General features: G+C 39.9%; 11 protein-coding genes. 5 read left to right on the top strand and 6 right to left on the bottom strand.

Annotated elements, in window-relative coordinates:
• The first annotated feature begins 599 nt into the window (after positions 1–599).
• Positions 600–803 (top strand): hypothetical protein, encoded by a 204-nt coding sequence (locus IGI88_RS09605; RefSeq protein ID WP_005232004.1) that lies wholly within the window; start codon positions 600–602, stop codon positions 801–803.
• Positions 804–999: 196 nt separating this feature from the next.
• On the opposite strand, the gene IGI88_RS09600 is transcribed toward IGI88_RS09605, so the two are convergent.
• Complete coding sequence (locus tag IGI88_RS09600; protein ID WP_429960386.1) at positions 1,000–2,490, bottom strand: helix-turn-helix domain-containing protein; 1,491 nt, start codon at positions 2,488–2,490, stop codon at positions 1,000–1,002.
• 180 nt (positions 2,491–2,670) lie between these two features.
• On the opposite strand from IGI88_RS09600, the gene IGI88_RS09595 reads away from it, so the two are divergent.
• The gene (locus tag IGI88_RS09595) at positions 2,671–3,246 is read left to right on the top strand and encodes a recombinase family protein (protein WP_005232006.1); all 576 of its coding nucleotides are present in this window, start codon (positions 2,671–2,673) and stop codon (positions 3,244–3,246) included.
• Between the two features lie 166 nt (positions 3,247–3,412).
• Here IGI88_RS09595 and IGI88_RS09590 read toward each other — a convergent pair whose 3' ends face one another.
• Entirely contained in the window at positions 3,413–6,073 is a 2,661-nt protein-coding gene (locus tag IGI88_RS09590) for a bacterial Ig-like domain-containing protein (protein WP_301389255.1), read from the bottom strand.
• Positions 6,074–6,370: 297 nt separating this feature from the next.
• On the opposite strand from IGI88_RS09590, the gene IGI88_RS09585 reads away from it, so the two are divergent.
• From IGI88_RS09585 to IGI88_RS09575, 3 genes are all read left to right on the top strand, one after another.
• Positions 6,371–7,876, top strand: a complete 1,506-nt coding sequence (locus tag IGI88_RS09585) for a helix-turn-helix domain-containing protein (protein WP_429960385.1) — start codon at positions 6,371–6,373, stop codon at positions 7,874–7,876.
• A 458-nt stretch (positions 7,877–8,334) separates the two neighbouring features.
• Positions 8,335–9,201, top strand: a complete 867-nt coding sequence (locus IGI88_RS09580) for a LysR family transcriptional regulator (protein ID WP_008377960.1) — start codon at positions 8,335–8,337, stop codon at positions 9,199–9,201.
• A gap of 503 nt (positions 9,202–9,704) precedes the next feature.
• Positions 9,705–9,857, top strand: coding sequence for a hypothetical protein (locus IGI88_RS09575; RefSeq protein ID WP_008377957.1), 153 nt, complete (start codon positions 9,705–9,707; stop codon positions 9,855–9,857).
• 51 nt (positions 9,858–9,908) lie between these two features.
• Here IGI88_RS09575 and IGI88_RS09570 read toward each other — a convergent pair whose 3' ends face one another.
• From IGI88_RS09570 to IGI88_RS09555, 4 genes are all read right to left on the bottom strand, one after another.
• A complete protein-coding gene (locus IGI88_RS09570; RefSeq protein WP_034871891.1) occupies positions 9,909–10,442 on the bottom strand; it encodes an IbrB-like domain-containing protein in 534 nt (177 codons plus the stop codon).
• A complete protein-coding gene (locus IGI88_RS09565; RefSeq protein WP_050790962.1) occupies positions 10,369–10,860 on the bottom strand; it encodes a hypothetical protein in 492 nt (163 codons plus the stop codon). Before IGI88_RS09565 ends, IGI88_RS09570 begins: the two co-directional genes overlap by 74 nt.
• 36 nt (positions 10,861–10,896) lie before the next feature.
• Positions 10,897–12,204, bottom strand: coding sequence for a DUF3440 domain-containing protein (locus IGI88_RS09560; protein ID WP_008377955.1), 1,308 nt, complete (start codon positions 12,202–12,204; stop codon positions 10,897–10,899).
• A 244-nt stretch (positions 12,205–12,448) separates the two neighbouring features.
• Positions 12,449–12,973, bottom strand: a complete 525-nt coding sequence (locus IGI88_RS09555; RefSeq protein ID WP_016611308.1) for a hypothetical protein — start codon at positions 12,971–12,973, stop codon at positions 12,449–12,451.
• Positions 12,974–13,256 lie beyond the last annotated feature (283 nt).

Raw genomic sequence — 13,256 nt, 5'->3', positions numbered from 1 at the left:
AGTCACCCTTTCTTACTCCCTCGAAAAAAATCAGTTATAGCTCTTATCGGAACAACCTATTCGATACAAACTCTCTAAAAACCTAAATTAGAGCTATAAAATAATGCTTTTTTGACGAAATTTTATCGTTTTTAACGAGATTAAATTTACCATGGTTGATCATCAATCGATAAATCAAGATTTGCAAACCTGTATGAATAAATTGATTTTCATTTTCTTTTTAAATAAGGCATTTTAAAAGTTTGTGCAAAAAAAAGTGTTATAAAAAAAAGACGATTCCTTATCATTTAAAAAGGATCGTCCATTTTTGTTATTACCTGTAACCACTTGACTCAATACGATGGATACAAGGTTTCTGCCTACTAATTCTTAGTATTATCACAAACATTTTTAACAACAGTTCCTTTCAACAGAACGCTTCTTTTCTTCAAAAAAGGTCCCAAAAAAAGCAAAATAAAAGAAATTGTATGTAATTTTACACATCTTCTAAAAAAATTCATTTTTCTTTGGTATACTAAACATAGATCTGCATATCATTAGATTTACGTTGCCCGTTAGTGAAGTTTCAGGCAACGTTTCTTTATGGGGGATAGATAAAAATGGAAGAGAAAAAGATTTTTGAGAAGCGGTGGTTATTAGCTACCAGTGAACAACGAGAGAAATACCATGCCTTGATTGCCTCTTACCCTTCGATCGAATGGACATTCAAAGAAAAAAGCTACCTTTTATGGCTTTGTCAGTTAGATAGTGATACGTTCAAAACCTTTGAAGCAATTTTTGATAAACTAGTAAATGCCAACTAACTGTTTCAACGTAGGCTGTTCTTTCACCAAAATAACCCAATCTTTTGGTATTCAGGATCAGTGGGCCTATTTTCAGATAACTCCCTTTTTTATTAGATGAACGAATAAAAGCCGCAACCGTCGATCGCAACGGTTGCGGCTTTTCTCTTTGATTTATCCACACATGTCCTCGTCATGCTCTTTTTCAACACGTATATTAGGCTGTGGGAGCGTTTAACGCTTGCCCTAACTGAGGATCGATTTTTTCAATCACTCTTTGCCAATCTTGATAATCGGGGATTGCTTTGAGCAAAAGATAATCTGTCGATAAGATGAACTCTGATAAATATTCGCTATAATTTGTAACCACAAGATCAATGGCATTTCCCTTCAAATAATCGGTCGTCAATTCATTGATTTTTGGAAAAAATACCAGATGATCATTGCCGACATAACGCAAAAATCGCGCACGAATCGTGTGACAGGCATAGAGATCGCCTTCTATTATCAATGCGATCCGTCTGACTTTTTGAGCATAGAGCTCCCTGATTGCTTCACTGTAAAGGGTCAGTGCCGCACAAATATCTACCAGATACTCCTGCTTGATCCCAAGAATCGCTTGGTGCTGCTTCATAAATGCCAGATTCCTTTGATAAGCGGCAGAACGATGCTTCTGCGCTTCATTTTTTACTTCTGTTAGCAAGTGATTTAAAACGGGCGCCAGTTGCTCATTGATTTTCTTTGACAGGAAAAAGGCGTGGATCATCGTATTGACCCGTTGGGGCTCTTGAAAGGAAATGCCCCATTCTTGAACGAAGCGCTGACTCAGTTCTTCGAGTTCAGGATACAGTCCAAACGATGCAACGAATTGCTGCTCTTTTTCAGGCTCGGTCAAAGTCCGTTTCATCACGGTCACTAAATAAAGCCACATAATTTCTTGTTGCGGCAGTCTTACTCGGTATAGCGCTTCGATTTTAGGTGCTAAGTCATTCATTACGGCAAATGCCTCATGGGTTTCGATGATTTTTGCCAACGATTGAGGAATCTGAACCGTCTTTCCCAATTGGTAACGCTTGATCGCAATATACAAGCTATAATAAAAATCACTCGGAGAAACGCCTGTATTCACCAGCTCTGCGGGAATTTCTGAGAAGACATCACTGACTAGTGCAATCAGTTCTTTGGGGGGCAAGAGCGTATGAGGGGTGACATCTGATTCATAATAAAAATCTTTAAAGAACTTGCGAATATTGGCTTCGGAGCCACTCAAATTAACCGGTTGCAAGATCCACTCCACATGATACTTTCGCAACGTCACAGAAGCAGTATTCAAATAACGACGCATCGTACTTTCTGATACATACAAGCGCTGCGCCCACTCTTCAACCGAACAGAATTCACCGTGGAAAATGGCTTCCACGATTTGATACATTCCTTCTTCTGCAACAAGCTCCTTTTTTTGGGACAAGTATTTTTTCGGATTCGTTTCCCTAAAATGATAGCCATTGGCTACAAGCGAAAATTCGGCTGCCTCTTGTAGATAGGTTTTCAATTCTTTGATATCCGAGCTGATCGTCCGTTGGGTCACATCAAGTTTGTTTGCTAAACTTGCGATGGAACAAGTCCGTTCTCGCTCAAAAGTATTTAACATTTGAAGCCAGCGAACGGTCGTCTTATTTAGCATAAAATTTAACTGCAATTCTCTCATTTTCCCCTCCGTGTTTCTTCCTCACCGACTAGTGTCTTTACTATAGTACAATATTTAGGTGCATAAAAAAACCTTCCTATTTCCCAAATTCACATTAAGAAGCTTCTTGAATGTGTACTTAAGTGAACAAACAAGGTATTCTCTATGTAGACTTATTTTTGTGCAACTGGAGGAATTCGTATGACAAATATGGTTTATGGGTACGCACGTGTCTCCACAAGACAACAGGATCTCTCGCGTCAGTTAGATTTACTTGACCGGTATGAGTGCAATAAAATTTATACGGAAAAGATCAGTGGTGTTCGTGCGAATCGTCCTGAATTAAATAAATTAAAAAAACGAGTGAAAGAAAACGATAAAATCATCATTGAAAGTTTCTCGCGACTAGGAAGAAGTACCAAAGATCTCATTGATCTTGTCTACTTTTTTGAAAAAAAAGGAGTAAAGCTTATCAGTATTAAAGAAAATTTTGATACGCAAACCCCACAAGGGAAATTGATGATGACTGTTTTCCAAGCCTTTAGCCAATTCGAACGAGACATCATCGTCGAACGGACCAAAGAAGGCTTAGAATCCGCTCGTGCTAGAGGAAATATCGGTGGTCGCCCACGAATCGATCCTGGACTGATTCAACACGCATTGAACCTTTATCAAAAAGAAGGAAAAGCTGTTGTGGATATCTGTGCCCAAACAGGGTTAAAACGATCAACTTTTTATCGTTATCTTAGTCTGGAAAAAGAGGAAATCGTTTCATAAATACAAGTGCTGGCTAAACTTAGTACTCTCGGCTGCTCACTATATAAATAAACAGGACGAACATTGCTGATGTTTGTGATTGCTTTTTTGTTCTCTCTTAAAGCAATTCATCCAGCTTGTTCGTCCTGTATGTTTTATTCTTCTAGCTCTTTTGTCGATCCTATTGTTATTTTCTCCATGATTTCTTACGGTACAAGAGCACCAACCCGCCGATTAAGAATAGGATACCTGTAACACTTAGCAAAACACTGCTTGTTTCTCCTGTTTTTGGCAGTTGCTTAACAGTGGATTGTTTGCTTGCTTTGATCGGTGTTGTCTGTCCTGTTGCTGAGGGGTTGTCTGATTGTTCTGATGGACGTTTTTCGTTTTTCTCATCATCGTTTGTTTCTGACGTCTCTGTCTCAGGACGTGCCTTAATTGGTTCTTCTGTTATTGGATCAGACGCTTCAGTTTCAGGAAATTCAGTCCCAGGCGACTCACTTTCCGGGCGATTTTCTTCTGGTACTTCTGTTGGCGTTTCGTCAGGTGTTTCGCTGACTTTTGCTTGTATAGTAATCACGGCATGGGCAATCACTGCTCCGTAATGGTAGGAAACCGTGTATTGACCGACTATGTTGTTGTTCACTGTGCCATTGACTTCTACTTCTGAAAAGGCTACTTTTTTGCCATCACGATCGGTGGCAGAATCAAAGTTTGTTTCTGGCAACCATTCATCGCCTTGCTTGATCGTTGAATCGTGGACTTTTAGGGATGTTTCATCCGCTTTGACGGTGATAGTGGCTTTGCTTTCTACACCACGATAAATGTAAGTGACCTCGTACTCGCCTGCTTTCGTTGTGTCTGCTTTTCCTGTAACGGTGATATCTTCAAAATCAACAGGTTTACCATCCCGATCTGTTGCGCTATCGAAGTTGTCTTTGGCTGTCCAGTTTTCCCCTGTGTACAACTCGCTATCGTGGACTTTGACTGTAGTTTGATCGGCTTTGACGGTGATAAGGGCTTTGCTTTCTAAGTCATGATAGCTGTATATAACTTCATACTCGCCTACTTTCGTCGTATCGACAATCCCTGTGACAGTGATATCCCCAAAATCAACAGATGAACCGTCTCTATCTGTTGCATTATCGAAATTATCCTTAGCTGTCCAGTTATCCCCTGTGTACAACTCACTATCGTGGACTTTGACTGCCGTTTGGTTGGCTTTGACGGTGATAGTGGCTTTGCTTTCTACGCCGTGATAGCTGTAAGTGACCTCGTACTTTCCTGCTTGCGTTGTATCGACAGTCCCCGTGACAGTGATATCCCCAAAATCAACAGATGAACCATCTCTATCTGTTGCACTATCGAAATTATCCTTAGCTTTCCAGTTGTCCCCTGTGTACAACTCGCTGTCATGGGCAGTCACCTTGGTTTGGTCAGCTTTGACGGTGATCACAGCTTTTGATGCTACTCCATCATAACGATAAACTACCTCATAGGACCCCGTTTTTTTAGTATCTACGCTTCCTTCAACGTTCACATCCGCAAACGAAACTGGGTTGTTATCCCGATCTACGGCTTGATCAAAGTTATCTTCTGCGGCCCAGTCATCGCCGACGTATATCGAAGAATCATGAACCTTAATCGCAGTGAATCGTGGTTTTACGAGTATCGTTGCTTCTTTACTCACATGATTCAATTGATAACTGATTTTATACGTAGCGGCTTTGTTAGTATCTACTTGTCCGGAAACACGACCACCCTCAGCAATAAATTCCTCATAAGTCAAAGTTTTGCCTTCTTTTGAAATAGCTTGCTCAAAATTATCCGCCGCTGTCCATGTATCCTGTTCATAAATAGTGGTATCTTTCACGGTCAGATCGGTATAGTCAGTCGGTGCTTTTTGATAGACGTACGTCACCGTTACTTCGCCACGAGGAAGAACACCTTTTGCATTCGTTGGCAGTTGACTGGTATCAAGGATGTACCCCGGAATTTGTGGAATAAACGCACTTGTAGAGACATCATAAGGCTCATTGGTACTATCATTGATCGTTTGGTAAGGATAGATCTCCATACCAGTCTCATCCACATATTTAATGGTCAGATGGCTATTTGTAAAGCGAATATTATATGTTGCTGTAAACAAAAGGTTACCGTTAGCGTCGGTATATTCTAAAACCGCTGTTAAACCGTAATAGTTGATCGTAAAACCTGTGAAGCTTGTCCAAGATATATTTAATTGATTGGTACCAGTCACTTCACTTGTATACCATAGTCCCACTAGCATGTATACCTTATCCGTTTTGTAGACATAAAAATCTTCTGTCAGCTGCGGGTCTTGGTATAGTGTTTGGTGTGCGTATTTTTCCGGGATTGGCAAATCCAAAACCAGTGCTTTATACTTGATCGGATCATATTCTACAGTCAGATCGTAGTTGAAACTCTCGATACTCTTCGTTGATTCTGCAGCGAGAGGTTGACTATCCGTAGATTCTACATTGGTTTCAGCAGATGGGGCAGTAACTGAAATTTGAGTTTTTTCTGCAGCATCAGCTGCGTTAGATTGATTTGTTTCTGAGTTTGAAGTGGTGGTCACCACTTCACTTTCGGTTGCTTCAGAAGATATGACGTCAGCATTTCCTTCTTGGGTATCTGTCTTTTCTCCTGTGTTCATGCTTCCTGTTGAATCTGCCAGCAAGGGAACCGATGAGTCTATGAATGGTGTTTGCTGCTCTGTTTGTTGTGTTTCTGTTGCCTGAGCGATCGGCCATGTGCTTGGAAAGGTTGTCCCTAAAATCAGCATCCCTATTAAACCACTCTTAATTATAACTACGCGTTTTTTCATTTTTACTTTTTCTCCTTTTTCTTTTTCCAAACTTTATTCACACTTACTTCCGTTCCAATCTGTCCAAATTTTGGTTGACTGCAACTGGCAGGGGTGTTTTCTATAAAATAACTCCCTTAAATGACTGTCCTTCGCAAAAATATGTGGGCGCCGCATCTTTAACATGAATTCCTTCAATTTTCAAGGGATAAGACTTCTTGAATGGCCCAGAGTATTATATAATTTACTTAAAACGAATGGTTTTTATATTCGATCGCTGATCGCTCCCACAGGGTCTTGAAAGAGGTGGTGACATCAATGTTAGAAAATTTATCCATCAACTTACATCGAGATAAGGCATTTTCTCGTCAAGTAAAAATTCTGCAAGTGCTAAATGCAGCACCCGCAGGGTATCACCCGCAAGAGTTGGCGACATTATTGGGACTTTCCTTGCCTACAGTCTCTAAAGAATTAAGTATTTTAAGCGACAGTTTGCCGGAAGATCTGGTCAAGATCAAACTTTCTGGATCCAACATCGTTTCGATTGAGTATGCACCAAATGCTTCAATCAATTCTGCCATTCAGCTTTTGGGCATGGAAACGTTGGAGTTTAAAATCATGTCTAGTATCATTGATAATAAAAAATACTCTATTCACCGAGCAACGATCGAATTTGGCTATTCCCGCAGTCATCTGTTGCGAACGATCAGTTATATGAACAAATCTTTACAAACCTATTCTGTGACCATCGCAACGAATCATCTTGATTTTATCGGTACCGAAGCCGATATTCGCTTTTGTCTGTTTGTCTTTTTCTCCGCTTATGGCGATAGCACGATCTTAGATAAAGACAGCCCTGCAGATGCGCGTCTTCTGGTCCAAAAAGCAAAAGAAGCCAACAAAAAAGATTTGCATTACAGTCATTATCGACTTGCCCTATGGCTAAGTATTGCCAAGCGTAGGTGGCGCTATTCTTACTTTTTGACATTGCCACCGTCTTTAGAACGCAATCTATTAGAGAAAGAACGCTTCGCTGTTTTCTCAAAAATATTAAACGAACATTATTTGAAAAAATATCGGATCATCCACTTGCCGCAACAAGAACTCCTTTGGATCTTCCTCAATGCTCTCCACTGCATTTCGTATAGTACGATGGATATTAATGGGGAAAGCGAGGCGGATTATATTTTTCACCATACAGAGAAACCAGAAATTCTCGCAGAAGTTGCTGCCTTTTTAAAGAAACCTGGAATAGCTATCCTTCCTGCAGCATCACACAAAATCATCGCATATCTCGTAAATCTCCGCTTGTTAACGATGATTTCTGCGAATTACGAATTTGCCGATCCCCAGATCAAAACCTTTGTTGAAGCGACATTCAAGACGGACTACCTTGCTTGGAATAAATGGTTGAAACAGTTTAATGAACAAAGTCGTTTCTTTTCGTTTACTCACTTAGAGCATGTCGCAGTTACGTTTACCTTGTTAAGCGAACTTTCTTCTAGCAATCAGTTGAAAAAGCATCTCAAAGTGGCCTTTGCTTTTCAAGGTGGTGCTGGATTAGATGCCTTTTTAGCCGCATCAACAGAGCTATTCAAAAATGACCATACAGAAATCAGTTATTTTTTTGAAGTGGCTCCTGATGAACAAGAATTGATCCATCGAGAAATTGATTTGATCGTTAGCAATTTTGACTTGCAGCTGAAAAGTAACACCAAATTTCAGCAACTACGAATTTCCAATGTTCCTACCCTTTCGGACTGGACGATCATCCACAAAACGATTGAACAGCTGATTCAGCCAAGAATCACACCGATTCATTGACCTAAGGCAACTGTCGGCCTTCTTGAAGGAAGCGCCGTCAGTTTTTTCATTGCATGGTTTGCTATTTTAGTCCTTTCCTAAGTATCCATTTTTCTTTTCTCTTAGCGTGTCTATTTTTTTCACATCCGAAAAAAATCAGACCTTTTTTCAAGATTCCTCTCCTAACAAACGCTTTTCTTTTCAAGCGCAGCGTAAAAATTCATTGTCTTGTTTTCGTGTGCTGCTCGTAATCCCTGAAAAGTTGGGATGTTTGGTGTATTTTTTATGATAGAAATTTTAGCAGCTACTCTTAGCACCAAATGTGAAAAGCGTTATTTTAAAAGCAAAGAAACATACGATCAAAACAGACTGCATGTTTTAAATAACTTTTGTATCTATTTTTTTTATTTACTAGAAAAAAAAGAAATCTTCTCCCCGCTCCTTTTTTGTATAATAGGTAAAAAGAGAGGGGGACCAATGTGGATTTTATCAAAGAGCTGCACTCCTTTAAAACGATCGTTGAAGAAGGTACGTTTACGAAAGCTGCTGCTAAATTAAACTATGCCCAATCGACGGTTACGAACCATATCAAAAAGTTAGAAGAAGAGTTAGAAGTAGCGTTATTTTTGGAAGGAAAAAGCAATGTACTCACGTTGGAAGGTGAATTGTTGAAACAGGCGGTTCCTGGTCTGATCGCTCAGTGGGAGGAGGTCAAAGAACAGTTGCTCAATGCTTCGAACACAGTCGAATATTCTTTACGGATGGGCATCGTCCCCCCTTATGACATGTTGATTTTACCGGAGCTTCTCCATGTATTTTCCCACCAATACCCAAAAATAAAATTCGAGATCATGGTGGGATCCACGCTGGCATTAGCCGATGCATTAAAAGAAAATCGTATTGATTTTGCGTTATGCTCACTTCCTCACGAAGATTCCTTTGTCTATGAAGAACTTTTACAAGAAGAAATCTGCTGCATCACTTCGATCACGAACCCATTGATCATTAAGGAATTAGCCGACCTTACAGGAATCCATCTATACAGTTCCGGCGGTGACTGTCCTGCACTTAGAAATATCGAGGGCTACCTTGACCAGTGTGTACCTTCGCTCCAATGGGAATATGTCAGCAGCAGCACGACGATTCCTTATTTGATTGAACAAACAGGCTTCTGCGGTCTAGTCCCGCGTTCGATCATTGATCAAACATGCGCTCAAGTAAAAATTTTATCACTGCCTTTACCGAATCTCCGCATGACGATTGGCTTACTGTCAAAGCAACCATTGACACTTTTCCCGAATATTACAAAAAAGTTTGTCTTTGAGTTAAAAATGCGCTTACTGTAATTGTTATAAAATCAGTTTGATCACGATCGATTTTTATGCAGTTATTCTTCAAAAAAAAAATGATAGTATTTATTCTAGCAGCAAAGAAGCAGCGTGAAAACAAATAGCCGCACAACCTCTTTCTGTTCTACAGACGTTGTGCAGCATAGCTTTTCATTTCGCTTATTATTATTCAATCAGATGATTACCTCTTGTTTCGCCACTCACTTTTTGTTATCATTTTACTTTTTTTATGCAAAATGGTACGATTATTCATACTATCCGCAGGAGATAAAAAAGCCACTGTTGTTCTTTACATTTCAGAATTTTTTACCGATTATAAAAAATAGAAACGTTCTTTCATCCTTTCCAATGTATACTCTACTTTGGAAAAGAACAATCACCAAAAAAGGCTGGACTTGAAAACCGTTCGATCATGTTTTTAGTAGCAGGCAGTTATTGCTCAAGGAGCCTATTTTTGCAATTGTCAGAAAAAATAGACGATGAGAAAAGGAGGAAAAACTATGTTTATCATTGAAGCGATCTTCAGCTTTCTAAGAGACACATTAGGTGTGATCCTGGCCATTCTCTTAGGGACGCTTTGTTTGTCGATGGTGATCAATCTGATCGTTATCGTTGTAAAAAACACCTATTCAAAATTTAAAAAGAATTATTAACGAATCGCTGTCTTCTAATAGATAGCTTTTTTAGATAGTTTTTTCAACCTCTCAGGTCTCTTTTTTGCCTTTATAGTATCTTTTTTCAAACTCAATCCAAGATTTGCTGAATTCATGGTTGGAAAAGGCACTTTTTAAGCCTGAGCGCTGCTTAAAGCGAAAGACCTCTTCGCGGTCCATCCCCAATTCCTTGGCAATTCGTTCATCCGACCACTCGTTAGCGACCAACTGCTGCACGATGTTTCCCATCTTCTCGATGCCATGGGTACCACGTGCTCGATTGTGGCGAATCGTTGAAGCGATGCGATTCTCAAAAGGCTTATCGATCACTGTGACCGGAACGCTTGGCAACGCCAGGCGGTCTTTTGCTACGACATACCGATGAAACCCATCGATCAAAATATACTTGTCCTGCTCCTTATCGTGGTAACAAACCAGTGGCTGCGTAAAGCCATCTTCCCGAATCGACAGTTCCAGCAAATCCATCTCTGGAGCAGCCACGGTGTTGGGATTATACGTATTCGCGTGAATCTTGCTGACTGGGATCAGCTTCGCCGCTAACACTGGAAAATCGATATCGCTCATGAGGTACTACACTCCTTTTTAGAAATGAATAATTTTTTGTTTGTCGATAGACCGCAAACCCTTTTGACTCCAAAAGTGCAATTTCACTAGGCTGGTTACTAGAAGCGAGAATCTCTGCTTCTGGGTAATTGCGGCTGATATCCACCAACATTTTCCGTAAAAGAAACTTTTTAAATTGAGCAGTTGGATCTTTTTCATAAAATTCCCCTAGCTCCACTTTATTGACGCCTTTTTCATAATAAGAAAAAGCGGTCACCCGTTTTTCGTCATCAAGAATCACATACCAGTAGCAGTTCTCATCATTGACTAAGTACGGAAATTGCTGCTGATACACCCGTTCCGCAAAAAATGCCCCCATCAATTGATAGAATTGGCTTTTCTTATACGGTGGAAAAAATAAAACCAATCGTTCGTTCACAAAACCCTTCCTCTCTAGGGACACATTCGTCCATCGTTAGGTGATTTTTTTCGTTAAATACTCATATTTGGCATTCAATTTTTTTAACTGATACTTGGGTAAATGCTCGATTCCCAACGCCGCCCCAAAATCGACCGCCAACTCATACAATTCCGTCTCATCTTTTTTCGTCAGACTGTATTGTCGCGTGCTCAAAGAAAAATCATTTTTTTCTAACGCACGAGCGATCCCTTTCCAGTCATGCCAGAGTACTTCGTTTTTCAGCCACTCCTTACGTTTGGTCACATCGGGAATGTCTTCCACTTCGATTCCGTGCTTTTCTCGATAATGATCAATCAAGATCGTGATTTTGCGGTAATAATGGTCCTGTAATTTCTTTGAATAAAGTCCAATTGATTCCAGTAAAAAGACCGCATACTCTTGCCAAGTCATATGACTTGGCTTTCTCGTATTGTAATGCGCCAATAATCCCGTCTGGGCATACAATCGACCAAAATTGGCTCCTGACACGCGGTTGACGACCCGTTCCCACGTTTCCGGTTCCACCAGAGCATATTGATATAAGCCTTTTCGTTGCTGCATACCATAAGGCTGACAGATTCGCATTTGATGAATCGGAACGCCATGATCATATAATTTTTCATAAAAGCCATTTATCGGCCAGTCAAAATGGGCATAGGCGCCCCAGACATCTTCTGTCTTCCAATCATAGATGGGGTAAAAATTGACGACCATGGAATCTGCTACTTGCCGTTTGATCCAGCATTGCTTCCGAAAGTTATACTTTGGCGAAGTGATCGACCGATATCGGTATAGACTTTCCTGTGTTCGGATGCCAACGCCACAAGCAACGGGTTCACACTGATGATAGTTTGCGTACCAGTGAGCAAAGTTTCGTAAGAACTTATCTGGATTCATATTTGCACTCTGATAGATTTCCATCAATGATTCATCTAAATCAGCAAGTGAAATCGCATCTTTTGGCATCATCTGTACCCACTTCTCACGTTCTTGTTCATCCCACATCAGCCATTGTGGCTGAAATACGCTAGTGTTGTTGTCCTCGTAAAAGGGCAAACAGAAGTGAAAGGTTTGATTGATAGTTGGTAACGCTTTGATTTTTTCCATGAACGTTCTCGTAGCATCATAATTTGCCTCGATATCTAAAATCAGCAGATCAAAAGTTTTCTTTTTTTGTCGGGCGACTTGGTCAGCCAACTGAATCATGGCACCGCTATCTTTTCCACCACTGAAAGAGAAATAAACATGGGGAAAGGTATCAAAAATATATTCCAGGCGCGTCATCGCCGCTTCCAGCACATTATCCTTACAATATTTCTTCATAAAAGCTCATGTCCTCATTTTATTTGTCCTTTTTTTGAATAAGTATTACATTCTAGTATAAAGTTTCACTTAGCTTCTTACAAGGACTTAAGGGAGATTTTGCATTCGATACATGCAAATAATTGTTAGCTATCATTGCAATGTGTTCCCCATTGTTCACTACTATTCCTAGTAATCAAGAAAAATAGTGGGAAAAAATAGTAGAAAAATTCCTTCTGAAACAAGTTTTATTGCTTTTCTTGATTCATTCAGCCAAAAGGGTTTGAAGGACTTTTTCAATACGCTTCACTTGTTTTTCATTGAAGTGGGACAGCCATTCTTGATCCTCAAGTAAACGCTGAATCTCTTGCTGAAGGTCTTTGTATCGACTGGCTTCCTTGATGTTTTCAGTCATCTTCAAGAAATTACTAATTTTTTCTCCTTTAGGCAGCAGTACATACTCTTGCTTGATCCCTTCAAACTTGTCTTCATGATCAATCACCAAAAGTTGACTGATCAAATCATGAGCGATCCACCGATGATAGGAGTTTTTATGGGTATGCAAGGCCCAGATCCGTTCCCATTCATCATAAATCAGCTCAGGGTTTTTAACGGCTACTTCTTTAATGATCAAATAACTATTAAAATACTCATTGATATGATTTTGACCATCAACGATATTCTCCACTAGCCTCTCTCTTATCTTTCGATCATCGATCGCCGTTTGCACAAACGGTTGGGGATCAAAGGATGTTGTCTGGAAATGACCTGCGATTTCTGGGTAGTCCATGCTTTCACCTTCTTTAAAAATTATAAGATTATTTTACAGGTTTGAACCTCTAAGTTTATTTTAACAGAATCTATGTGCGAAAAAAGTGGCTTTTATATTCCCCTTCTTTTATCAATCATCCATTCTGATCACGTAGGTAGACTAACGCCACTTTGAATATCATACTTTTTGGAAAACCCAATTTAAAATTGAAAACAGCTGGAAAGAATCCTTTCGATCCTTTATCCACTAACACTGCTATCTATTGATTTCTTCGGTTCGTCTATTGAGCGCTAGGAAAAGT

The organism is Enterococcus sp. AZ179, assembly GCF_050498885.1.
Lineage (GTDB): Bacteria > Bacillota > Bacilli > Lactobacillales > Enterococcaceae > Enterococcus_D > Enterococcus_D entomosocium.
Note: the sequence above shows the minus strand (reverse complement) of the source record. Positions and strands in the feature narration are given on the sequence as shown.